The 24,049-nt window shown below is 59.4% G+C and carries 22 protein-coding genes and 1 other RNA gene; 3 read left to right on the top strand and 20 right to left on the bottom strand.

What is annotated here, in order from left to right:
* Window positions 1–27: 27 nt before the first annotated feature.
* The gene (locus HBA49_RS03625; protein WP_151505522.1) at window positions 28–585 is read right to left on the bottom strand and encodes a hypothetical protein; all 558 of its coding nucleotides are present in this window, start codon (window positions 583–585) and stop codon (window positions 28–30) included.
* Window positions 586–662: 77 nt separating this feature from the next.
* Here HBA49_RS03625 and HBA49_RS03620 point away from each other — a divergent pair, with 77 nt between their 5' ends.
* Window positions 663–2,192 carry an LCP family protein gene (locus HBA49_RS03620; RefSeq protein ID WP_005525899.1) on the top strand — a complete coding sequence of 510 codons (1,530 nt, stop codon included), beginning with the start codon at window positions 663–665 and terminating at the stop codon, window positions 2,190–2,192.
* A gap of 7 nt (window positions 2,193–2,199) precedes the next feature.
* Here HBA49_RS03620 and HBA49_RS03615 read toward each other — a convergent pair whose 3' ends face one another.
* From HBA49_RS03615 to HBA49_RS03550, 14 genes are all read right to left on the bottom strand, one after another.
* Window positions 2,200–3,549 (bottom strand): Na+/H+ antiporter family protein, encoded by a 1,350-nt coding sequence (locus HBA49_RS03615; RefSeq protein WP_005521711.1) that lies wholly within the window; start codon window positions 3,547–3,549, stop codon window positions 2,200–2,202.
* Between the two features lie 24 nt (window positions 3,550–3,573).
* Window positions 3,574–3,978 carry a DUF2231 domain-containing protein gene (locus tag HBA49_RS03610; protein ID WP_005525793.1) on the bottom strand — a complete coding sequence of 135 codons (405 nt, stop codon included), beginning with the start codon at window positions 3,976–3,978 and terminating at the stop codon, window positions 3,574–3,576.
* 68 nt (window positions 3,979–4,046) lie between these two features.
* Window positions 4,047–4,976: a hypothetical protein gene (locus HBA49_RS03605; RefSeq protein WP_225866043.1), complete on the bottom strand. Its 930-nt coding sequence runs from the start codon at window positions 4,974–4,976 to the stop codon at window positions 4,047–4,049.
* A 93-nt stretch (window positions 4,977–5,069) separates the two neighbouring features.
* Window positions 5,070–5,609, bottom strand: coding sequence for an NUDIX hydrolase (locus tag HBA49_RS03600; RefSeq protein WP_005525602.1), 540 nt, complete (start codon window positions 5,607–5,609; stop codon window positions 5,070–5,072).
* On the bottom strand, window positions 5,609–5,746 hold the full coding sequence (locus tag HBA49_RS03595; protein WP_005526383.1) for a hypothetical protein: 138 nt from the start codon (window positions 5,744–5,746) through the stop codon (window positions 5,609–5,611). The genes HBA49_RS03600 and HBA49_RS03595 overlap by 1 nt, the downstream gene beginning before the upstream one ends.
* A gap of 41 nt (window positions 5,747–5,787) precedes the next feature.
* On the bottom strand, window positions 5,788–7,215 hold the full coding sequence (gene thrC / locus HBA49_RS03590; RefSeq protein ID WP_040431907.1) for a threonine synthase: 1,428 nt from the start codon (window positions 7,213–7,215) through the stop codon (window positions 5,788–5,790).
* 51 nt (window positions 7,216–7,266) lie between these two features.
* Window positions 7,267–7,572: a hypothetical protein gene (locus HBA49_RS03585; RefSeq protein WP_005521703.1), complete on the bottom strand. Its 306-nt coding sequence runs from the start codon at window positions 7,570–7,572 to the stop codon at window positions 7,267–7,269.
* 353 nt (window positions 7,573–7,925) lie between these two features.
* Window positions 7,926–8,795 carry a hypothetical protein gene (locus tag HBA49_RS03580; protein ID WP_112767159.1) on the bottom strand — a complete coding sequence of 290 codons (870 nt, stop codon included), beginning with the start codon at window positions 8,793–8,795 and terminating at the stop codon, window positions 7,926–7,928.
* A gap of 12 nt (window positions 8,796–8,807) precedes the next feature.
* Window positions 8,808–9,239: a hypothetical protein gene (locus HBA49_RS03575; RefSeq protein WP_005525966.1), complete on the bottom strand. Its 432-nt coding sequence runs from the start codon at window positions 9,237–9,239 to the stop codon at window positions 8,808–8,810.
* A 15-nt stretch (window positions 9,240–9,254) separates the two neighbouring features.
* A complete protein-coding gene (locus HBA49_RS03570; protein WP_005526298.1) occupies window positions 9,255–9,716 on the bottom strand; it encodes a hypothetical protein in 462 nt (153 codons plus the stop codon).
* Window positions 9,710–10,165: a hypothetical protein gene (locus HBA49_RS03565; protein WP_005526169.1), complete on the bottom strand. Its 456-nt coding sequence runs from the start codon at window positions 10,163–10,165 to the stop codon at window positions 9,710–9,712. Before HBA49_RS03565 ends, HBA49_RS03570 begins: the two co-directional genes overlap by 7 nt.
* Before the next feature lie 311 nt (window positions 10,166–10,476).
* A complete protein-coding gene (locus HBA49_RS03560) occupies window positions 10,477–12,123 on the bottom strand; it encodes a hypothetical protein (protein WP_005526518.1) in 1,647 nt (548 codons plus the stop codon).
* 174 nt (window positions 12,124–12,297) lie between these two features.
* Window positions 12,298–15,393 (bottom strand): bifunctional [glutamine synthetase] adenylyltransferase/[glutamine synthetase]-adenylyl-L-tyrosine phosphorylase, encoded by a 3,096-nt coding sequence (locus HBA49_RS03555; protein WP_005526406.1) that lies wholly within the window; start codon window positions 15,391–15,393, stop codon window positions 12,298–12,300.
* A gap of 11 nt (window positions 15,394–15,404) precedes the next feature.
* A complete protein-coding gene (locus HBA49_RS03550) occupies window positions 15,405–16,745 on the bottom strand; it encodes a glutamine synthetase family protein (RefSeq protein ID WP_034995428.1) in 1,341 nt (446 codons plus the stop codon).
* A gap of 81 nt (window positions 16,746–16,826) precedes the next feature.
* Here HBA49_RS03550 and HBA49_RS03545 point away from each other — a divergent pair, with 81 nt between their 5' ends.
* The gene (locus HBA49_RS03545) at window positions 16,827–18,356 is read left to right on the top strand and encodes a CYTH and CHAD domain-containing protein (protein WP_005526144.1); all 1,530 of its coding nucleotides are present in this window, start codon (window positions 16,827–16,829) and stop codon (window positions 18,354–18,356) included.
* Window positions 18,357–18,383: 27 nt separating this feature from the next.
* Here the strand turns inward: HBA49_RS03545 and HBA49_RS03540 are convergent, their stop codons facing one another.
* Window positions 18,384–18,578 (bottom strand): hypothetical protein, encoded by a 195-nt coding sequence (locus HBA49_RS03540; protein WP_040431909.1) that lies wholly within the window; start codon window positions 18,576–18,578, stop codon window positions 18,384–18,386.
* A 132-nt stretch (window positions 18,579–18,710) separates the two neighbouring features.
* Here HBA49_RS03540 and HBA49_RS03535 point away from each other — a divergent pair, with 132 nt between their 5' ends.
* The gene (locus HBA49_RS03535) at window positions 18,711–20,042 is read left to right on the top strand and encodes a galactokinase family protein (protein ID WP_005525906.1); all 1,332 of its coding nucleotides are present in this window, start codon (window positions 18,711–18,713) and stop codon (window positions 20,040–20,042) included.
* Window positions 20,043–20,053: 11 nt separating this feature from the next.
* On the opposite strand, the gene HBA49_RS03530 is transcribed toward HBA49_RS03535, so the two are convergent.
* The 4 genes from HBA49_RS03530 to HBA49_RS03515 form a co-directional block, all read right to left on the bottom strand.
* On the bottom strand, window positions 20,054–21,523 hold the full coding sequence (locus tag HBA49_RS03530) for an RNB domain-containing ribonuclease (protein ID WP_005526237.1): 1,470 nt from the start codon (window positions 21,521–21,523) through the stop codon (window positions 20,054–20,056).
* A 65-nt stretch (window positions 21,524–21,588) separates the two neighbouring features.
* Window positions 21,589–21,995: RNase P RNA component class A (rnpB, locus tag HBA49_RS03525), an RNA gene on the bottom strand.
* A gap of 41 nt (window positions 21,996–22,036) precedes the next feature.
* Window positions 22,037–23,242, bottom strand: coding sequence for a bifunctional RNase H/acid phosphatase (locus HBA49_RS03520; protein WP_005526123.1), 1,206 nt, complete (start codon window positions 23,240–23,242; stop codon window positions 22,037–22,039).
* A gap of 92 nt (window positions 23,243–23,334) precedes the next feature.
* Window positions 23,335–24,045 carry a zinc ribbon domain-containing protein gene (locus HBA49_RS03515; protein WP_005521685.1) on the bottom strand — a complete coding sequence of 237 codons (711 nt, stop codon included), beginning with the start codon at window positions 24,043–24,045 and terminating at the stop codon, window positions 23,335–23,337.
* Window positions 24,046–24,049 lie beyond the last annotated feature (4 nt).

Here is a 24,049-nt window from a genome sequence, read left to right as displayed (position 1 = left end):
CAATTATCCCGAAAGGTGACCAACCAGCTACAACAGCCACATCATCACCACCGCAACACCAAGGATAAGGCTGGCTGCCGCATAGTATCGGGCGGTTCGCCGAGCTGCCTGCTCCCACCGCTGGGCTTGGAGCCTGCGGGTTTCGCTTTCCTTGAGCGCCAGCGCATGGTCCGCGTCCGCGGCACGGATGGTGCGGGCCAGCACGTCGATAGTGGCTGAATGCTGGGACATGAGCCGGCTCATTTCCGAGCGGTCATGCGGGGTGCGCAGGTTACGGATGTCGGCGCGCAGCTGACCGACCAGGTCCAGGACTGATGTGTCGGGAGCTGTGACCGGGACCGCCACCTGGCGGCCGGGTGGGCGCACGGGCACCTGATCCCGGAGGCGAAACCGGCCCATAGTGGTGGCAACCCTGGTGAGCAGCGCGGTGACCTCGCGGTGCACCGTCGTAAAACGTTGCGGGTCAAGGGCTTGAAGGGGGTGCTGCGGGTCGGAGTGCGCGGCAATGATATCCCCAACCGTCGCACGCCAATACACATCATCTATCGTTTCGAACAGGTTATCGGATTCCGTCATATCTACCATGATTTCACTATATCCACGGCGACACCTGTGGGTAGCTCATGGTCTAGCCCTGGCTATTTGGTTACTCTGGTATCAGTATGAGTGCTACGTCCCATCACCGTAATTCCCGTAATTCGTCATCTAGGTCGAATGTTGGCCCCGCCGTTAGACAGCAGGGCCCGCCCGCCGTCAAGGCGCTTATTGCGCTGCTGTCTGCCATCATGCTGGTGGTGGCCGGGGTGGGGTATTTCCTCATACCAAAAATAGATTCGCCATCAATACCGCTTAATGCCGGATCCCCCGACGGCGCCATGGATGTTTTGCTCGTGGGCAATGATTCTCGCACGGATGCGCAGGGCAACCCCCTCACCCCGGAGGAAATAGCAATGCTCCACGCCGGCGACGAGGAGGCGGACAACACGGACACCATCATGGTGATCCGCATCCCCAACGACGGGTCATCGGCAACTGCGATCTCTATCCCCCGCGACACCTATATTCACGACGATGACATCGGGAACACCAAAATCAACGGCGTATACTCCGGCCACAAGGCCATCGAAAAGGAGCGACTCCTCGCCGAGGGGGAGAAAGAGGGCCCCAGCCTGGAGCGCAAGGCCAAGGCCGCGGGCCAGCGCGGGCTCATCAATGCCATCTCCGACCTGACTGGCATTAGCGTGGACCACTACGCAGAGGTCGGCCTGGTAGGGTTCGTGCTGCTTACCGACGCCGTGGGCGGGGTCGAGGTATGCCTCAACGCCCCGGTCAACGACGAGTTTTCGGGGGCGAATTTCCCCGCCGGCAGGCAGGTCCTCAACGGGGCGCAGGGGTTGGCGTTCGTGCGGCAACGGCATGGTTTACCGCGCGGCGACCTGGATCGTATCGTGCGGCAGCAGGCCTACATGGCCTCCCTGGTTTCGAAGATACTTTCGACCAACATGTTGCAGGGCGGCACGCTGCTGAAGCTCCAGGACGCCGCCAAGCGGTCACTCACCCTCGACAGCAACTGGGACCTCTCCCAACTGGCGGTACAAATGTCTAACCTGACCGGCGGCAATGTGAAATTCAATACCATCCCCGTGACCTCTATTGACGGCACGGGCGACAATGGTGAATCTGTGGTGACGGTGGATCCCCGCCAGGTGCATAAATTCTTTGACCAGCTCCTGGGCGGCAACGAGAACCTGGGCAGCTCCACCGCGGCCGCCACCACGTCGGCACAACCCGCAGCAACCTCGACAGTGACGGTACTCAACGCCTCGGGGACCACCGGGCTGGCCACCACCGTGGCAAGCGTCCTCAAGAGCGCGGGCTACACGGTCGGCGATACCGGCAACGCCGAGGTGGGCACCTACAGCCAGTCGCAAGTCTTGGCGCCGCAAGAAACCAACGAGGAAGCGGCAGCGATCGCCCAAGAATTAGGCGGACTCCCGGTTGTTGCCGACGCCACGCTCACCAATGGCACCATCACTGTCGTTCTCGCCGCAGACTATGCTGGCCCCACCAGCGCCGACGACAGTAGTGGCTCCGGGGCGGGCGTGGTCGGTCAGGAGGGCACTGCCATGGATAAAAACAGCGCCTCCCCCACCATTGATGCCGGCGGCAACGGACCACGCTGCATCAACTAGAGATCAACTAAAGCACCATGGCTGCCACCCACCCGGACACGATCAGCGGCAGGTTATAGTGCAGGAAGGTGGGAATCACCGAGTCGCGGATATGGTCGTGCTGGCCGTCGGCGTTCAACCCGGCGGTGGGCCCTAGGGTGGAGTCGGATGCGGGCGACCCGGCGTCGCCAAGCGCGCCGGCGGCACCCACAATGGCAACCGTGGCGGCGGGGCTGAAGCCCAAGGCCAGGCACAGGGGCACATAGATCGTGGCAATGATCGGCAGCGTTGAAAACGATGACCCGATACCCATCGTCACAATCAAGCCCACGATGAGCATCACCAACGCCCCCATCGCCTTATTGCTGCCGAACAGCGCCGCAGAGGCGTCGACAAGCGTCTCCACCTGACCGGTGGCGGTCATGACGGCGGCGAAGCCCTGGGCGGTAATCATAATGAACCCAATGAGCGCCATCATTTTCATGCCGGAAGTAAACACGTCATCCGCTTCCTTCCAGTTCACAGCGCCGGTCACCAGGAACACCGCCAGGCCGGTGAGCGCACCAATGAGCAGGGAGTCCGCCTCCGAATCCGCCAACTGCATCACCACCTGCACGATAAACGTGGCCAAGATCGCAATGATCGCCACAATGACCTTGTAGCGCGTAACCTCCTCCACCGAGTGGGCGGCCTCCAGGGGGCGGTTTTCGTAGTCGCGGGGCTTCCGGTAGGAGAACCCCACGGCGATAATCAACCCCGCGATCATGCCCAACGCCGGAATTGACATGACCTGCATAATATTAATTCCGGTGGTGTCCAGGCCGGCCTTGCGAATATTGCCCAAGAGAATTTCATTAAGGAAGATCGAACCGAACCCCACCGGGATCCACATGTAGGTGGTGACCAAGCCGAAAGTGAGCACACAGGCAATCAGGCGCCGGTCGATACGGAGTTTATTCATCACCCCGAGCAGCGGCGGAATAATGAGCGGGATGAAGGCAATGTGGACGGGAATCAGGTTTTGGCTCATAATGGCCATTGCCAACACGCCCGCCACCATCAGCCATTTTGTTACCAGAACCGCGCGACGATTCGCGGATTCCTCGGTGTTGCCAATCTTGGACATGATCCATCTGGCCAACAGCGTGGGCAGGCCGGAACTGGCGACCGCCATGGCAAACGCCCCCAACAGCGCGTAACTCAGGGCGATTTTCGCCCCACCGGCTAGGCCATCCTGGAACGCCACCATGGTGGGCCCGAGGCCAATACCGCTGATGAGACCACCAACCAGCGCCCCGATAAACAGGGAAATAACAACATGCACCCGGGCGACGGACAAGATGAGCATCACGAGGACGGCAATGAGGACAGCATTCATACCGCATAATATTAACGGAAACTGTTAGTGCCACACCAATTGGGCGCCAGAGTGACCTGCGCCAAATGTAATAATCAGTGCGACCACCGCCATAATGACCGCTGCGATCTGCGTCACCACGGTCTCCTTGTACCACAGTGCTATGGCCGCGGCCGCCAGAAAAATACTCGCCACCACCAGCGCGTTCCCCCACATCATGTGGGGTGCGACATCACCCGGATTCTGCGGACTGCGACCAATATCCTTCAGCAACTCCGCCCCCGTGGTGTTGGACCAGGCAGTCCCAATGACCCCCAACACGCCGCCGCCCACCAGCCAGGACCGGACCTTCGCCCCAAGGCTGGGCACCAGCACCCAGGCCAATAATCCCAAGGCGGTGAGCGGAATAATGACGACGGGAAGATGCACCGCCAGGGGATGTAAGGGCATGTCATTAAATGTAACAGCGAACCAACCGGCGACAAATCACAGCCACGGTCGCCGCCTCGCCGCCGGTTCTAGCATGCCGGAATCACATCGAGCACGTAGCGTGGCACCAGCACGGTGTCGGGCACGCCCTGCCAGAACTGTTCCGTCTTGGTGCACCTGGTGCGCGCCTTCAGCTCCGCACCGCTGGCCACCGGAATGGTGACGCCACCAATCTGAATCTGCTGCGCCCCGGCCACCAGGCCATCCGTGTGCACGGCACGACGCACATCGTCGGTGTGTACCTGCGCCGAACCGAACGTGTGGGCGGCCACCACAAACCCCGGGCCGAAGCTCACGGTGGCGTGCACATCGCGCTTATCCGACCACCCAAACTTGGTGCCCTCAATACCGGGCAGGGTGGCGGTACCAAAATTCTGGGGATAACCGTCGGCGGCCACGGCGGCCGGGTTCCGCATGCCGTCGATCAGCGGCCGGGCCGCCGGATCGGTGCGAACTGCCCACACAAATGCTGCCATGTCGTGAACACTGGTGGTGGTATCACCCCACCTGCCCCGATAGTTGGTTTCGGTGAGCCGGAACCGACCAATGGTGTCGGGGATGGCTTGGCGATATTTCCGATCCAGGTTCGAAGCAATCCCATCATGGGAGCTGCGGATCATCTCATACACCAGGGCTTTATCCTCAGGGGCGCCATGTTGCAACACCCAATGGCCCAAATACAGTTTGACGATGGACAGTGAGGCGCGGGATTCGTGGGCACCGGGGGTTTCGATCACTTCCCCGTTGTCTTTCATCATGATGATTTGGGTGCGCGCGGGTGCGGCGGCAACGTCAACGGTGGCAGCGGCCGCGGGAATCATGCTCGTGGCCAGCACGATAAGGCCGGACATGGCGGCGGCCACGGTTTTGGTGGCGCGGGCAGCGCAGATGGTGCCTCTACGGCCGCCGGAACCGGTGGCTCTGCCAAATCGCTGAATGATGCACAAAGGTCGTCTCATACAAGAAAACCCTACAACTGGTTTGCACAGTTGTCTGCACCTGTGAGGAATTACTTTTCCCAGTTCAACCCTATTAGCGGGTAATTTTCGGGTTTAGCGCGTGCGATCCCGCTTCACATACCCCATTCGAGGGCGAAATCCCTCAGGCCGACGCAGTTGTGCTACCGCATCGCCGACGATGAGCCGGAACCTGGGATTCATGGGCGGCATGTGCATGATGGAGAACCAGGCGGCCTCGGTGTTTTCGTCGTCGCTGATGACGGGTTCGTCACTGTCGCCAACCACGCTGCATCGCACCGCGGTGTCCATATAGCGGGTGACATCCCCATTGGGGTAGGTGACCGGCCCGACCGCGCCGACACCCAGCAGCGCCTCCACCTGAATGTCCAGGCCGACCTCCTCCTTGGCCTCCCGGACAGCGGTCTGGTGCGGTTCCTCCCCCGGGTCGGCAATGCCGGTGACCGGGGTCCATTGGCCGTTGTCGGCGCGTTTGACCAGCAGCACTTCCGGCACGGCGGTGATGGGGGCACCTTCGGGCACATCACGGATGATGACGGCGGTCACGCCCGGCAGCCACAGTTCATCGGTGCCGATTTTCTCCCGCAACGCCCGCACAAAATCGGGGATGGGCATTACTCCCCTTCCGATTTCGCCTGGGCTTCCGCTTCGGCGGCTTTCTTGGCGGCTAGTTGTTCTGCCAGCTGTTTCGCCATTTTTTCGGGGTCAAAATCGTTGAAATATTCAGCGGGGGCGGTGCGTTCTTGGGCCATAATGGTTGTCCTTTCTGACTATGCTTGTCGACGCCTAAAGTTTAGTCGTTTGCCGCAATGAAATCTTTCACCACATCCACATCGTTGGGCAAGTCCGTGACGTGCCGTTCGGCCTGCATGATGGTGGTGAACCGGTCGGGCAGGTCCGGTTCCCGGCCGGTGGCTTCCTTGATGGTGTGGGCGAATTTCACGGGCAGGGCGGTCTCCAGGCAAACAATGGGAGTGTCGACCTGATTCCGCAGTTCGCGGGCGACTTTCACGCCGTCGGCGGTGTGGGGGTCGATCATGACGCCCAACCGCTCGTAGCAGTCCCGAATGGTGGCCACCCGGTCGGCGTGGGTGGAGGACCCGGATAGGAAACCGTACTGGGTGCCAACCTTCAAGAATGCGGGGTCATCCGCGAGAGTGAACCCACCCTGGGGAACCTGGGTGCCAAACAGGTCGGCGACCCGAACGGCGTCCCGACCCAGAAGATCATAGATGAATCGTTCGAAATTGGATGCGCGGGAAATATCCATGGACGGCGACGAGGTTTCGAACGTATCTGCGGAGGACCGCACCCGGTACACACCGGTGCGGAAGAATTCGTCCAACACATCATTCTCGTTGGTGGCCACGATGAGCTTGTCGATCGGCACCCCCATTTGCTTGGCGATATGGCCAGCGCAAATGTCCCCAAAGTTGCCGGTGGGCACGCTGAACGATACTTTTTGCTCGTTAGAGGTGGCAACATGCAGGTAGCAGGAAATGTAATACACCACCTGGGCGACGAGCCGGGCCCAGTTAATGGAGTTCACGGCACCGATGCGGTGGGCGCGTTTAAAGTCGGCATCGGCGGACACGGCCTTGACCACATCCTGGCAATCGTCGAATACGCCTTCGAGGGCAATGTTGAAGATGTTGGGGTCGTTGAGACCGAACATTTGTGCCTGCTGGAATGGGGTCATGCGGCCGGCCGGGGTGAGCATGAAGACCTTAATGCCGTCCCGACCGCTCATGGCGTATTCGGCGGCGGACCCGGTGTCACCCGAAGTTGCCCCAACAATGGTGAGGGTTTCGCCCCGTCGGCGCAGCTCGTATTCGAAGAATTCCCCGAGCAATTGCATGGCGATGTCTTTAAAGGCGGCGGTGGGTCCCTCGGAAAGATGGCCGATATACATGCCGTCTTCCAGCTTGGTCACCGGCACGATTTCGGCGTGCGCAAACTTCGGGAAGGTGTAGGCGCGGTAGGCGATGTCCGTAAGATCATCGGCGGGAATGTCGTCGATAAATAATTGCAGGACTTCGGCGGCGAGGGCGGGATAACCCTGCGTGTTGAGCAGTTTCCGCCACCTGTCGAGCATATCACCGGTGACCTGCGGATATTCGGCGGGCAGATAGAGGCCACCGTCGGGGGCGAGCCCGCCGAGAAGGATGTCACTAAACGGGATTTCGGTGCGGGACTCATCGCGGGTGGAGATATAACGCATGGAATCTACCATAGCGTTTCCCACCCGTATTACACTTATCGACGGTTTTTCCTACCGGCCGCGGCGATACTTCAGGGCCTCGATGAGGGAGTCCAGGGCGGCATCCCCAAACTTCATAAAATCAAGGTTGCCGGTACCTGGGAAGGCATCGGGATAGACGGTTTGACGTGGGGTTGCGGTGGACCGGCGGGTATCGCTGACCTGGCCGCCGGTGGGCTCAACCGTGGCAACCAATTGTGTGCCATCAAGCGTGAGGGTGTCGTGGTCTTTCATGCCCGCGGTCTTCAGGGATTCGACAAAAGTGGCAAGCTCATCAAAGGTGGCGCCTTCGAGATCGAGGGAAAATTTTAGGGCCATGGGAAATTCCTTTCTTCATATTGTGTGATGTGTGATACCTAGCTTAGAGCGGTGATAGTGATACGGCATCGGGGTATCCCCCGGTTTTTTCCCTGAGTTCCTGGCCTGGGGAGTCATCATGACGAAAATCCCAATCTTGTGTCTGCCATTTCTGCTTGCCGGCTGCGCATTATCCCCCACCCAACAGGCGGAACCGGCAGCGGAATCGTCGCAAAGCGAGTAGCGAAGAGCGAAAAGTTTCGGCGTCGATGCGACACAATGGCTGACTCAGAGGCGCCGGTAGCAGTGAAAAGATCTTCCAAAAATATTGTTGAGTTCGCCGCTCACGACGAAAAAGCATGAGGGCAGGAAGCTCACCCGTTCAGCCTATCCCCAATACCAACAGCACTCTGCGCGATTTCCGCAGCATGATCCCCATCGGGATGGGCCGAGAGTGCCGAGAGAAGCTCAATGGCTTCCCGGTCTTCCGCGGCCCGTTTACGATTCAAGAAATCAACAAACAGCTTGACGGAAATATCAATTGCATGCGGCAAACACACCAGCTCTAGTAAATAATTGTCACACAGAGCAATCACCACATCCATCGGCGTTGACGGCGGAAGCAACGGGACAATGCGTTGAACAAACGCAGAACATTCCTCGGCGTTTTCCTCACCCCATCCATAAAAACTGCCATACCAATCACCTAAAGCAATCAGGCGCTGGAACGCGTCAAGAAGCTTGGCATCGTCACCGGCACGGAAGCATTCTTTGACTTCTTCAATATGGGGAAGAACTATTAATCTCCACTGATGCTTCTCGTTTATCCTGTCGGCAATATCAACAGCATTCTTCGCATTTTCTGCAATACACGCGCTATCAAGTTTCCTCATTAAAAGCGAAAAGTAAATCACCATGCTTTCTTCTTCTCCTAAACGTTTGCGATTCCAAAATTTAACGATCGTCTGGGCTGCGCAATCGGGTGCTGCTGGAAGATACGCTAATGCACGAGCGTAGTTTTCGCATAAAGTCAACACATCTCCCATGGATGTATATTCTGATGGCAGTATCGAAATAACGTGTTGGAGAAAATCGGAAAACTCTTGGGCATGTTTTCTTTTCCACTCATTGCATTCTGTTACCCAATCATGGAGATCGAAACGTTGGAATGCGTCTAACAGCTTGCTATTATCACCCGCATGGTAGTACCCCATGATCTCAACTAGGTCCGACTCGGTCAGCATGATTTCGTATCTTTAATTAATACCAAGCTGCTCAGTAAGACCACCGGTGGCCCTTTGAATTGTCTCCACCACATGCTCACCATCAGGGTGCATCAGAAAGGCAGAGAGCATACGTACCATTGATTCGTCTTCCACAGCACGTTTACGATTCCAAAAATCGACAAGTACCTTTACTCCAATGTCAATCGAATTCGGCAAATACACTAACTCCAACAAATAGTCCTCACATAAAATCAAGACCACCTCCATCGGCGTTGACGGCGGCAACAGTGGAACAATGTGTTGGATGAATGCGGAATATTCTTCCGCGTTTTCTTCTCCCCACTCATAACATTTGGTAGGCCATTCATCCGAAGAAATGAAACGCTGGAATACGTCCAGCAGTTTAGCGTCGTCACCCGCGCGGAAACATTCTTGAACCTCTGTGATATCTGGAAAAATCATCAGCTTCTCTTTCTGTCAATGGTTTGGGTTTGCGCTTAGATGACCATCGCCTTGTAACTTATTGGCAATACCAATAGCACCTTGCGCAATTTCTGCAACGCGTTCGCCATCGGGATTTTTTATCAAAAGTGCCAAATAACTTGCAACATCCTCCTCTTCTGCTGCACGTTTACGATTCCAAAAATCGACAATCATCTGAATAGCAAGATCAGGGGCAGCTGGAACGTGCGCTAATAGGTCAATATAGTTATCGCATAGGGCCAAGACGTTTATCATGGGCGTGGATGTTGTTGGCAGTATTGCCATAACGTATTGAATGAAATCAGAGAACTCCTGGGCATGGTGCTTTTTCCACTCATTGCATTCAGGTGTTTCCCAATCATAGAAATCAAAACGTTGGAATAATTCCAGCAGCTTATCATCGTCACCTGCACGGTAGTAGTTGATAGCCTCGATCATATCTGCTTCGGTCAGCATGATTTTGTGTCCTTAGCTTTATCAATGCCCAGCTGGTCGGCAAGCCCCACCGCATTGCGTGCGGTTTCGGCAACGTAATCCCCGTCGGGGTGGGTCAGCATAACCGAGAGGAAACTAACCGCATTGTCGTCTTCTTCCGCACGTTTACGATTCCAGAAATCGACAAATACTTTTGCGGTAATATCAATCGACTGCGGTACCTGCGCAAGGCCTAGCATATAGTTTCGGCATAGCTCCCCTACCACATCCACGGGAGTGGAAACCGGCAGCAGCGGCACAATGTGTTGGATAAATGCGGAAAGTTCTTCGGCGTTTTCCTCACCCCACTTGTGGCAACTGGTGGGCCACTTATCCGAAGCGATGAAACGCTGGAACGCATCAAGAAGTTTAGCGTCGTCACTTGCACGAAAGCATTCTTTGACTTCTGTGATGTCTGGGCTGTCTGTCATGAGATAATCCACCTACTCAAGGCCCTTCCCTATGAGAGGAAGGAACCCGATAACATTACGGCATAATACACAACCCTACGTTAGGCTTTCTCCCTAGTAAACCCTAGGATTAACAATATAATGTGATTCGAAAACCCAGGCGAATCACATCAAGGTCCCTTTTTACGGAAATGTATGACGCTACCAGGTGCCCTCATTTCACTATTATTCGGGTCTCAGTCGCACACAATATTGATAGGTTTGCGACTGCTATAGACGTCGTAACGCACCATGGCTCCTGGCCCCAAGCGTAATACGTGGGGCATCCCTTTTTACCCTGCGGAATGTCGGGATTTTCGCGGCAATTCTTTCATGCCCGTTTTCGCGGCTTCGAGGGCCTGGTGTGCCTCCGCAAACAGGGAATCGTCACGGTATTCTTGCTCAGGAATGTTCATGACCGTAGCAAACAGATCCCGAATACGCTGGGCATCCGCCAACCACGAGCCGTTGGCGGCCCAGGTGTCAAAATAGAGACTGATATTGTCGTTCTCTGTGAAGATTTCCAACTTAGGGCCCAAGCCATCTTGCTCCCGGAACCGCACATAGCGCACATCAGCGAGCGGATACATTTTGTCGATAATGCCTTCCCGACTCATCTTGTTTTTCCCGGAAACAAAGAACCGGGTCAGCGTGATGCCCAGGTACACGTCACTATCGAAAAATGAATCATAGCTTTTCGCCTCAGCGAGGGCCAAGAGCGGCTCATCCTCGGGCAGTAAATATTGCAGCAGCACCAAGACATCATCGGGAACGCGACCATAAAATGCTGTCACCTTCGGGTCGGGTTTCTCCGGGATAGCATGCACTTGGTTACGCATCTCTGACACCGTTTTTGCCAGGGTTGCCGCCATTCGCGCAACCTCGTCATCGTTACGAGTATTATTGCTCCCAAAAAACGACATGCTACGTTTCCCCGGCAATATCGCAATGAGGCTACACATGCGCTCCAGCTCCAATGTGATACGGGAAACCTCGTCCATGACCTGAGAGTATTCCTGCTGGGCCTGCTCCACCATGTGCGCAAGCTGTTTTTCCTTCAACGCCGGATCCATCGTTGTGTCGCAACTGATGTGTGCCGTGCGCAATAGGTGGAAACACCGCCAGGTTTCCTCCGCCACCATCACCGCCTGCACGTCGGCAAGAATCTGGTTGCTATTCTCCCGAATGTAGTCGAGCTGCTGTTTCCGATCGGTGTTGAGAGCAGCAACATGCTGCCGGAGGTTATTCCGGAACGATCCCCGTTTGCCCTCCAAATTCGACAGGTCGGCAGCAACCAGGCTGAAAGTATGCTGGTTGACGACCCCCAATTCTTGCGCCTCCCGAAACGCCCGCACAGCGTTCTTATATAATCCCATGAGGTCATACCAGCGGTTACCGTAAATCGTATGGGCTATGCTCTGAGTTTCCTTCAGGTTTTTATCAAGCTTTTTTGAAACAGACGCCAACTGTGCCTGCAACGCCAGTGCTGCCGCGGCGGGCCCCAACGCAGCGAGAACACTGGTGGCCGCGACTCCGGTGGCTGGTACCCAGCGGATCTGGTGAGCGATTTTTCCGCCCTTGCCCACCAAAACCCCCAGGTTTTTACCCCCGGACGTGAGCGGCTGTAACCCAGACTTCATGGCTTTCATGGTTTCGGGGGCTAACCGCACCAGCCCTCGGGCGGAAACCATCCCCTGCGCCCCCTGAGCCGCCAGGTTCAAACCACCGGTGGCCAGGGAAATTTTATCCGCCAGATTCTGTATATCCCCAGGCGGCATGAGTTGGAATGGGGTGACCTCGCAGTCAAATTCCGCAGGTAGACCCATAGATTCCAGTGGTCGATCCCCCATCACGACCGCCACACCGGGCTCAATCTCCACCAGGCTCACGCCCGGGCCGTTCTCGTTACCATAGTCAGAAGCGGAATATGGGGGGAACATAAGAAATACCTTTCCCTCAAAACAGGTGGATTGTGGTGTTTTCTTATCATACCCCCAGTTACCGTTTAGGGTTTTGTTACTCCCCCAAATCGGTGAGCAGCCGCAACCGTCGGGCGTCGTCAAGCTACAACAAGTCGAACCTTGCCTAGTATGGGGTTTCAGCTTATCGACGCCTTAATAATCGTCGTGCTCGGAAATGACCTCACCCCAAAACACCTCATCCACCACCTTCCGAGCCCGGCGCGTCACCCGAAGATAATGTTCTAGAAACTCTTGGGAATCCTCCGGGTTCCAGCCAGCAGCACCCGCCACCTGCGCGAGTTGCGGTCCGGGTTGTGGGAGTTGGTCGACTCGTTTGCCCCGCACCAGCACTATTGCGTTGCGGGCCAGGGTGGCCATGATCCAGGCGTCGATGAGCGTTTGGACTTTTTCCGGGTCCACTAGTTTGTGTTCCGCAACCACCTGTAGTGCGGTGAGTGTGGCGGGGGTTCGGAGTTCGGGGATGGCGTCGGCGTGCATGAGGATGAGGAGTTGGGTGGTCCATTCGATGTCGGTGAGGGCGCCCCGGCCGAGTTTGGTGTGGGTGTTGCGGTCGGCGCCGCGGGGCAGGCGTTCGTTGTCGACCCGTGCTTTCATTCGGCGGACTTCCCGGATGGTTTTCTCTCCCACCCCGCCGTCGGGGTAGCGGAAGTGGTCGATCATGGCGATGAATCGTTCCCCGAGTTGTTGGGAGCCGGCGATCCATACGGCCCGGAGGAGGGCTTGGATTTCCCAGGTTTCTCCCCATTGTTGGTAGTAGCGGCGGTAGGATTCCAGGGTGCGCACGACTGGGCCGGATCGGCCTTCGGGGCGGAGTCCCAGGTCGACGTCGAGGGGTGGGTCGCCGGAGGGTTTCGCTAGTCGTTTCCGCATTCGATCACATATTCCAATGGACCAGCGGACCGCGTCGGTGTCGGAGACGCCTTCGGCGGGTTGGCAGACGAACATGACGTCGGCGTCGGAGCCGTAGCCGAGTTCCGCACCGCCGAGGCGGCCCATGCCGATGACGGCGATTTCAGCGGGGGCGGTGGTGAGGTTTTCGGCCCTGAGGGCGGCGCTGATTTCGGCCCGGAGGGCGGCTTCGAGGACGGCATCCCACACGAGGGAGAGGCTGCGGCAGACTTCCTGCACGGTCATGAGGTCGAGGAGGTCGGCGGCGGCGATGCGGGCGAGTTCGGTGCGGCGGAGGGACCGGGCGACGGCGATGGCTTTGTCGGGGTCGTCGTGGCGGGAGGCGGCCCGCACTAGGGAGGTGGATACGGTGTCGGGTTTGGTTTCGAGGAGTTTGGGGCCGGTGGCGCCGTCGCCAAGCTGTTTGACAATGTCGGGGGCGGCGATGATGAGGGAGGCTGCGAAGGGTGAGTTGCCGAGGATGCGCATGAGGCGTTTGCCTACGATACCTTCGTCGCGGAGGAGTCGGAGGAACCAGATGCGGTCGAATGCGGCATCGGAGAGTTTCCGGTAGTTGAGCAGGCCGGCGTCGGGGTCGGCGGTGGTGGAGAGCCATTCCATGAGGGTGGGCAGCAGCATTGCTTGGATTTTGGCTTTGCGGTTTGCCCCGGCGGCGAGTGCGGTGAGGTGTTCGAATGCACGGTCGGGGTAGAGGTAGCCGAGGGCCCGGAGTTGTTCTTTTGCCGCGGTTGCGGAGAGTTTGATGGTGTCGACGCTGAGGTTGACCACCGAATCCAGGAGGGGCCGGTAGAACAGTTTGTGGTGGAGTGAGGAGATGCTGAGTCGGACTTTCCGCAGTTCGTCGAGCATTTTTTCGACGCTGGATTGGGTCATGTGTCCGCGGAAGCCGGCGGCGTGGGCGAGCCAGCGGAGGGTTTGGTAGTCGGATTCCGCGGGGAGGGTGTGGGTGCGTTTGACTTTTTGTAGTTGGAGTCGGTGTTCGAGTGATCGGAGGAATTCGTAGCATTCGATGAGGTTTGCGCCGTCTTCGCGGCCTACGTAGCCGGATTCGATGAGTGCGGCGAGGGCGTCGATGGTGGCTGGGGTGCGGAGGGTTTCGTCGTAGCGGCCGTGGACGAGTTGGAGGAGTTGTACGGCGAATTCGACGTCGCGGAGGCCGCCTTCGCCGAGTTTGAGTTCTCGGTGTTTCATGGCTTCGGGCACGTTTTCCAGGACGCGGCGGCGCATGGCTTGGACGTCGGCGACGAAGGAGTTGCGTTGGCTGGCTTGCCATACCAGGGGGGAGATGACGTCGCTGTAGGCGCGCCCTAGCGGCAGGTAGCCGGTCATGGGTCGGTGTTTGAGGAGGGCTTGGAATTCCCAGGTTTCTGCCCACCGGCGGTAGTAGGTGACGTGGGATTCGAGGGTGCGGACCAGGGCGCCGTGTTTTCCTTCGGGGCGGAGGGCGGCGTCGACTTCGAAGAAGCAGTGGGAGCCGAGGCGGATGAGTTCGCTGGCGACCCTGGTGGCTGCTGCGTCTGCTGGTTCTGCTACGAAGACGACGTCGACGTCGGAAATGTAGTTGAGTTCCCGGGCGCCGCATTTGCCCATGGCGATGACGGCGAGTTGGGATTCGACGGGGTTGTCGCCGTAGACGTGTCGTATGGCCACGGCGAGGGCGGCGGTGAGGGCGGCGTCGGCTAGGTCGGCGAGTTGGGCGGTGACGGTGCCGAGTGGTACTTCGGGTTGGCCGACTCGGCGGGAGTTTTCGGGGTAGGTGCCGGCCAGGTCGATGGCGGCGATGCGCATGAGGAGGGTGCGGTAGGTTTGTTTGAGCGTGGTTTCGATGGTGGTGCAGGTGGTGCCGGTGCCGGCGGCCCGGTAGGTGCCTACGTTGTCGAGGGTGTCGGTGGCGGTGTCGCCGACCAGGCCGGCGGGGGCGGCGCCGATGCAGCCGAGGAGTTCGCGGAGCATATCGCGTCGGGTGGGGGCGTCGTGGCGGAGGAGCTGCCAGGTGGTGGGGTTGGCGATGAGGTGGTCGCCAAGGACGCTGGATGCGCCGAGGAGAGCGAAGAGTCGGACGCGGAATACGGGGTCGGTGCGGATGGCGTGGTCGATGTCGTCGTGGTTGCCTTGGTGGTCGTCGAGAGCGACCATAAGTCGGTAGAGGGAGTTGAGGGCCAGGTCGGCGTCAGCCGCTCCAGAGAGCGCCCAGAGGACTTCCACGCTGGCACTATTCCACCAGCCAAGCCAGGTGAGGTCGCTGACGGCTCTGGGACTGGTGAGGCTGAGGGCTCCGGGGGTGGGGATGTGGCTGCGGGTGGTGCGCGGGGTGGTCATGCTTTCTCATTTTAGAAGCTGAGGTTGTTTTGGAGTTCCCAGGGCGTGATTTGTTTTTGGTAGTCGTGCCATTCGCGCCATTTATTGCGAAGGAAGAACTCGAAAACGTGTTCGCCCAGGATATCGGCGACGAAGTCGGATTTTTCCATTTCTCTCAGGGCCTGGTCGAGGCTGGCGGGCAGGTCGACGTATCCGAGAGCGCGGCGTTCGCGGCGGGTGAGGGCGGCAATGTCGTCTTCGGCTGGTTCGTTGAGTTCGTAGCCGTCGCGGATGCCGCGCAGGCCGGCAGCGAGGAGGACGGCGAGGGCAAGGTAGGGGTTGCAGGCGGAGTCGGGGGATCGGACCTCGACGCGGCGGGATTCGGCTTTGCCCAGCCGGTAGGTGGGGACGCGGACCATGGCGGAGCGGTTGGACACACCCCAGGTGGCGGCGGTGGGGGCCTCGCTGCCGAAGAGGATGCGTTTATAGGAGTTGGTCCATTGGTTGGTGACGGCGGAGATTTCGTTGGCGTGGGTGAGGATGCCGGCGATGAATTGTTGGCCGGTGCGGGAGAGGCTGAATTCGGCGTCGGGGTCGTGGAATGCGTTGATGTCGCCTTCGAAGAGGGACATGTGGGTGTGCATGGCGGAGCCGGCGTAGTCGGTGAAGGGTTTGGGCATGAAGGTGGCGGCCACGTTATTGCGGTGGGCAATGAGTTTGGTGATGTACCGGAAGGTCATGATGGAGTCGCCCATGGTGAGAATGTCGGCGTGGCGCAGGTCGATTTCTTGCTGGCCGGGGGCGGTTTCGTGGTGGGAGAATTCCACGGGAATGCCCATGTCTTCCAGGGCGAGCATGGCGTCGCGGCGGAAGTAGGGGGCGAGGCTGCGGTTGGCCTGGTCGAAGTAGCTGCCGTCATCGGTGGGTTTGGGGGGCCGGCCGTCGGTTTCTTGGTCTTCGACGAGATAGAATTCGATTTCGGGGCTGACTTTGCAGGTGAAGCCTTCGTCGGCGGCAGTCTGGACTTGGCGGCGCAGCACTTGGCGGGGGTCGGAGTAGAAGGCCTGGCCGTCGGGGTTGAGGATGTCGCAGAACATGCGGGCGGATTTAATGCCGCCGTCGCCGACGCCGAGGGGAAGCAGTTGGAAGGTGGAGGGGTCGGGCATGGCGATGGTGTCGGATTCGGAGATGCGAGAAAACCCCTCGATGGCAGAACCGTCAAACCCGATGCCTTCGGCGAACGCGCTTTCTAATTCGGCGGGGGCGATGGCAACGGATTTGAGGGTGCCGAGAATGTCGCTGAACCAGAGTCGCACGATCCGAATATCGCGCTCTTCCACGGCGCGTAGCACATATTCTTGTTGGGAATCCATGGGTTTAACCATAGTTGCCTTTTCGCTTTTCGACGTCCTCCCGGCACCCACCCATGGTGGTTTTGCTGGTAAAATCTGGTTATGGAGCTGAAGAGTCAGGTGGAAGTTGAGGCAAAGTTTTCCGTCACATCCGACACTGTGGTGCCGGATCTCACCACGATCATGGGGGTGGAGCAGATCGTGTCGACAAAGGTGCATCACCTGTCAGCGGTGTATTACGACACCGAAGATCTGCGGCTTACCCGCTCGAAGATAACCCTGCGGCGGCGCACCGGGGGCACGGATGACGGGTGGCACATTAAGTTCCCGGGGAAAACTGGGCGGTTGGAAATACATCACCCCATTGATCGGGGCACAAAAATACCCGAGGAAATTCGTTCGATGGTGCGTTCGATTGTGCGTGATGAGCCCTTGTCCCCCATCGCCCAGGTAGACAATGAGCGGCATGAAACACTGTTGGGGGATGCGGCGGGCACCGTTGTTGCGGAGTTTTGCGACGACCACGTGTCGGCCACATCACTGAAGTCGAATACCGCCACGAGCTGGCGGGAGTGGGAGGTTGAGGTGACCCCAGCCGCCCCGTCGACCCTCATCGCGGCCGCCACTGAGGTCTTGACCCGGGCGGGCGCCGCGGCGTCGAAAAGCCCGTCGAAACTAGCGATGGCGTTAGGGCCGGACCTGCCAACCGAACCCATGGTCGATAATAACCTTGACCCGAACTCCCCCACCGCCGGGGTAATAGCAGCGTTGAAGCGTAACCGGGATAAGTTATTGGCATACGACCCGCGGGTGCGGCGGGACGAGTGGGATTCCGTCCACCAAATGCGGGTCGCCACCCGGGAGCTACGCAGCCACCTGCAAAGCTTTGCCAGCATTCTTGCAGGCACCCACCACAAAGATGTGTCCGAAGAACTCAAGCATCTGGCCGCTACTCTCGGGGTGGCACGCGACGCCGAGGTCATCGCCGAGCGGTTCAAGGACCTGTGCGACCAGCACCCCAGCGGAATCATTGATGCCGCGAGCGGCAAGCAGTTGCACGACGACATGCTGGCGGAATACGCTGCCGCGCACCAAAAAGTAGTGGCGGCACTCAACGACGACCGGTACCTGCGGCTGCTGGACGAATTGGATGAGCTCATCGCCCACCCGCAGGAACTGGCTGACCCCGACCCCACCCCAGCCTCAACACACGTGCTGCTCGAACAGTTGCGGAAGAGCTATAAGCGTCTCATGAAGCTGCATAACAAGGCCATGAGCGATTGGGATGGACGTTCGTCGCTCCGACCCCAGCAGGAACAAAAATTCCACAATGTGCGCAAAGCCGCGAAGAAACTCCGGTACACCACGGAAGCCGTGGGGGATGCCACCGACATTCCCACAGGTCAGCTGTATCGTGCCTGCAAACAGCTTCAAGAGGTGCTGGGGAATTTCCAGGACAGCATCACCTCCCGGAAGAAGCTGCTGGCCAAGTCGCACGAGGCCTTTAAACGCGGCGAAAACATCTTCATCTATGGTGTATTGTACGAAACCGAAGTGGAATTAAGCCGGAACATCATGCAAGACTATCCGGCCGCCATGGCTGCGGTCACCCAGGCATATCAGCGTCTTTAACCCACCGGGAATGTTGTCCTAAGGATATCAATCACGCCACCGATCGTCTTGCTCATCATAGGCGTCGGCGACCTGGTTGCGTTCCTTGGCTATCTCCAGAGCATGCTCCGCTTCCTCGCGGGTGTCATACGGGCCAATACGATTATCGTAGGAGGAAATTTTTCCCTGCTCCACCTGGTGGGTTTCCAGATTATAGTAATATTTCAAATCTTCGTTGTGCATCATGCTACTTTCTGTCAACGACCAACGAACTGGCGTCTGGTCATTTTAACATCTGCGGTAATCGACCGGTTGCCGCTACATTGGATGTATACAACCCCAGGAATATCCTCAAGGAATAGAAAGTCAACAGTCATGCCGGTGTGGCCCACCAATACTGATTCGCAAGCCGACAATAATGATCTCATAGCTGCCGTGGTGGAATACCACACCACGGCAGCAGGGCGAGCCCCCGAAGCTCTCGCCACGGCACCCGCCACCTGGTCGCTTATCGGCGAGCACACCGACCACGCCGGCGGCATTGTGCTACTGAGTCTATGCCAAGCACGGGTCGCCGCGGCCATCAGCCCCCGACCCGACCGAACCATCCATGTAACCGAATACACGTTCGAACCCACCACCAATGGATTTCAACCTGAAACCACCACCGCGCCCACCCTCGACGACATCACCGCCGACACCCCAAACACCGCCACAGCATCCGAACCCTCCAGTGCCGCAACCTGCACCACCCGGGCCGAAATATTATCCCAACTCGTTGCCACCCTCATCCAACGCCAACTCCTCAGCCGAGAAACCGCTGGCTTCGACATCACCCTCACCACCACCATCCCCCCGCAGGCCGGCATCGGCGACGACGCCGCCATCGAAGTAGCCACCGCCCTAGCCCTAGCCCATAACGTGGAGGAAATAGACTCCCCACCAATCCGCGCCAAACTTGCGGAAACCTGCTACCAGGCGGCCACCCGCTCCCACGCAATCCCACCGCTCCGCGCCCCCTACCTCGTGACCCTCCGCGGTAAAGACACCGTCATCAACGTGGTGGACTACGCCGACTACTCCATCACCGAAGCCACCAAAAACACCCATCCCATAGTCGAATCGAACACCACGGTCGCCCTGCTGGTCATCCCGCCCCGACACACCACCAAACCCGAAGAGCTCCGCCGCCGGCGGGTCTTCCTCGATGAGGCCGCCCGGGCCTTCGGGGTGGAGTCGATACGTCACCTTCCCGACGCCAACACCCGGGTATTAGATTGGCTCCAAGCCCGCCACGAGGTGCAGGGCAGCGACGGACTACCAACCCTCATCGAGGCGCAAAACTGGTTGGAATTCCAATCCCAAGAACTAGCACTCATCCGGTCGATCGGCCAAACCCTCCGCGGCCGAGCACTTAACCGGCTATACCCGGCCCTCTCCCAATCCCAATCGAACATGAGCGGGCTATACCAGATAACCGGCTCTGATGAGCAGGTGGCGCAGCTCTGCCTGGGCCGCGGGGCGTTCAGCGCCCGCAGCGCCTACAGCGGCGCCACGAGCGCCGTCATCGCCATCGTCCGCCACGACCGGGAGGCGAATTTCACCGCGGACCTCAGCGACATGGGGCTGACCATTATGCCGCTCCGCCAGGGGCGCATCGCGGAACTGGTTGACATAGAACTACTCACAGAGCCACCCGCGGAATAGCGCCAAACGCCCTAGATGCAGAACCGGACCACCCGGCGCACCGGGTCGGCTTCGCTGAGGGTGACACAGTAGCGTTCGCCCTCAACAAGTTCAGCGCCGGGCTTGACGCCAGGTTCAGCACTGGGCTCGGCGAGGTCGGAAGCACCGCCGTAGTCGCAGTCGGCTAACACCGGGGGTTTGTCCACGAACACTCGTGCGGTCTTCTGCCTGGGGTTGACCTCCACGACAGTGGCGGGGAATCGGTTCCCCACAAAGGTTTTGAGCACCTCGGCCTCGCAGTAGTCGAGACAGGCGTGGTCGACGGTGGCCGCAAGGCGACCGCTAGCAGTCATGGCGGCAAACACCTGTTCGAGGTCGCATGTCACCCAGTCGGGTATGGGAGTTTCGGCCACAAGGCTCAACACAATCTCGGTGGCATAACGGTCGGCAAGCCGCCTAAGCGGTGCGGTGACCTGGGCATAATATTCCGGTCGCACACCATCATTATTGGTGATGACCCCCGAGTGTGACCTGGGCGGATTGGCTCCCAGTTCGAGGTATTCGCTGCCACGGAGAAGTTTTTGCGCTTCCCGCATAATGGCCATGCCGCGGGAAGTGTTGGCGTCCAAGGTGCGGAGGAATTCGCCGGGGGACGCGGGGTGGGTGGTGTAACCAAGGTGTTCGGCCTCAGCCCAGAAGCGGCTGACCGCGGTGGGTTCTGGTTCGGCGAGGGTGCGGAGTATGCCAATGCCAGCGTTGGCCATGGTGGTGCCGGCGCACCGGCCGGCGAGGAGGGATATTTCGGAGTTATAGTCCATCATCGGCAACCGTGGTTCGATGATGAGTTCGAAGAGCCCGTCGGGGGTTTGTTGGACTTCCTGGCTGGGGAAGTTCAGGGTGATGGCATCTCTGCGGGCAGCGCTGGTTTGGAGAAGTTTCCCCACCGCGGGCAGGTGGGCGATGGCGGGGTGGAGAGTGCCTGCGTCGTAGGCGGCCTGGGTTTCCTCGTAGGTGAAGCGGGCCCGAGAGCGCACGATGGCCCGGGTTATGGTGTAGTCGATCCAGGCGCCGGCGGGGTCAAGGTCGATGGTCCACAAGATAGCGGGCCGAGTGGCGTTGGGGAGGAGACTGGCCTTGTTTTCGGACAGCGCTGGCGGGTGCAGGCGGATGGTTTGGTCGGGAAGATAGATGCTTTGGCCGCGGCGGAGCGATTCGGCGTGGAGGGCACCCCCGGGGGTGATGAAGGCCGCGGGGTCGGCGATGGCGTAGTGCACGCGATAGCGTTCGTCGTCAAGCATGGTGATGCCCACGGCTTGGTCGAGATCCATGGATCCGGGCGGGTCGATAGTGACGAGCGGAATGTGGGTGGCGTCGACGCGGCCGGCGGCATGTTGGTCGGTGGCGGTAGCAGCGTCGGCAAGCACATCGGGCGGAAAGGCGGGGTCGAGCCGGAATTCGTCGATGATTGCGGTGAAATCGAGGTGGGCCGCATAGAGTTTCATAGTCTCCGATTGTGCCAGTTTGCACGGCGACGGGACACCCGCCTGGCACACCCCAAGGTGGGGCGCAATTGAGTCGACCTATAAGCCGGATTCTGTGGGCGGCGATCATCCATCTGGGCAAACCATTGCTGGCTGCCTCAAGCGGCTACCTGCATACTTCGGGCGAGCAGCCCTCGAACGTATGCCAGGCACAATCGACGGGTGCCGGCTGCGCCTTGCTTGCCTTGCTCCGGGTGGGGTTTACACAGCCGAGGTAGTCGCCTACCCCGCTGGTGCGCTCTTACCGCACCGTTTCACCCTTACCTGGCACTGTGTGCCGGGCGGTTTACTTTCTGTTGCACTAATCCCGCAGGTCACCCTGGGTTGCCGTTAACAACCACCCCGCTCTGTGGAGTCCGGACTTTCCTCGACGTGGCGCCTACCCTTGTGGTCAGTGGGTGGTTCACCTGGCCGCGATCGCCCGGCCGGCTCAATTGCGGGATTTAGCCTACCACGATTTGCCCTGAGGTGGGGTTAGGTTGATTGGACTTTCAGGTAGGAGGTGTCGTTGACGAGTCGCACACAGGTAGGGCCGTCGGCATAGAATTCGGCGATGGATAATGACGCCAGGTCGAGGTGGAGCCGGTGGTAGATGTTGGCGGCGGCGTCGAGGGCCTGCCCGAGAATGGATTTGATGGGGGTGACGTGGCTGACCACGAGAATGGTGCAGCCCTGGTAGCGTTCCTGGAGTCTTTTTCGGGCGGCGGTGACTCGCTCATGGGCCTGGGCGAGGGATTCCCCGCCGGGTGCGGGGAGGGTGGGGTCGAGAAGCCACCTGGCGTGCAGTTTTGGGTCGGCCGCATTGGCCTGGGCAAAGGTGAGGCCATCCCACTGCCCGAAGTCGAGTTCCACCAGACCGGGTTCGGTGTTCACCGGCAGGTTGAGCAGGTCGGCGACGGTTTGGGCGGTTTGTTGGCAGCGGGCCAGCGGGGATGCGATAATGGCGGTGGGAATGTCGTCGGCGGCGGCGATGCGGTGGGCAGCGCGGCTGGCCTGCCACTCCCCCAGTTCAGTCAGCGGCGGGTTGGATAGGCCGGAGTATTGGCGGCGCCGGGACATGGTGGTTTGTCCGTGGCGGAGCAGGAGCATGCGGGTGGCGTTGGTGGTGGCCCCGTTCCAGGTGGTGGGTGCGGGGGTTTCAGCGGCGGTGGCCTTGCTGCCAGCGGCGTCGGTCATAGGCGTCGCCATGGTGGGGGTGATATCAGCGATGTCAGCGGTTTCGGTGACGTCTTCGGTGGCGTCGTTGTCGAGGGTGAGAAACCCGATGGGGTGGCCGGTGGCACCGGCATCCATGGCGAGGTTAGCGAGGGCGTCGGCGGCAGCGTTCTGTCTGCGGGGCACCCAAGTGAATTCGGCGGAGTGCAGAGTGCGGAGGATTTTTTGGCATTTGAGGGCGAGTTCCCGCATGTCGGGATGTTTGATCTTCCACCGTCCAGACATTTGTTCGACTACAAGTTTGGAGTCCATGCGGACGCTGATGTCGGTGGCCCCGAGTTGTTGGGCGACGCACAGCCCGTTGTAGAGCGCATGGTATTCGGCAACATTGTTGGTGGCGGTGCCCACCACGTAGGCGAGTTTCCGCACGACGGTGGTGCCGTCGGCCTCGTAAATGACGGTGCCAGAGCCGGCGATGCCGGGGTTACCGCGGGAGCCGCCGTCGGCTTCGATGACGAGTTTCATGAAGGTTTCACTCCCTTGTTTGGTTGTCCGTGATTATCACATGTGGTCGGCGCCCCGACTTTCCACCATGCTACCTGGTGGGGCCGAATGTTTTAGGTGCGCACCAGGTAGCTGCCGCAGTCGGGGCATTGGGGTAGTTCGTCGGCGGCGGCACCGCGGATGGCGGCGATGTCGCCGGCGGGCAGGATGATGAAGCAGCCGCCGCAGCTGCGCCCGTTGAAGGCGGCCACGCCCACGGAGTTTTCGTTGCGTTGGGCATCGTATGCGGCAATGATGTCGGCTGGTAGGCTCTGGCGGATTTCTGCCATGCGGTGTTCCCGGTCGGCGGCGGTGGGAACGGCTGGCGCGGCGTCTTTCGCAGCCTGGGCGGCGTCGAATGCTTGTTCGGCGTCGGCGAGTCGTTGGTTGGCCAGGTCGAGGTTGTTTCGGAGGGCGTGGATTTCGTTATGGGCCTCGGCCAGTTCACTCAGCAGGTCGTTGAGGCGGGATTTGGTGGTGTACAGGTCCTTGTTGAGGTCTTTGCGGGTGCTTGGGTCGGTGGCCGCCATGAGTTGTTTCTTGTTGTCCGCGATCCGGCTGCGAAGCCGTGCCTCGTCGGCTTGGATGCGGAGGATTTCGCGTTCCATGTCGTCGACGGCGCGTTGGGCGGCATGGGTGGCGGAGCGTTGCCGGGCCAGCGCATTGGTGGCCTTGGTGAGTTCGGCCTGTTCCGGGGATTCCGGGGCCTTGCCGCTGGATTCGTGCAGGCGTTGCGTGGTGGCGAGTTCGAGGAGAAGTACTTGCTGCTGCGGATCAAGTTTCATATGA

The sequence above is a fragment of the Corynebacterium matruchotii genome, assembly GCF_011612265.2.
GTDB classification, from domain to species: domain Bacteria; phylum Actinomycetota; class Actinomycetes; order Mycobacteriales; family Mycobacteriaceae; genus Corynebacterium; species Corynebacterium matruchotii.
The sequence above is the reverse complement of the archived record's forward strand: the minus strand, read 5'-3'. Positions and strand labels throughout refer to the sequence as shown.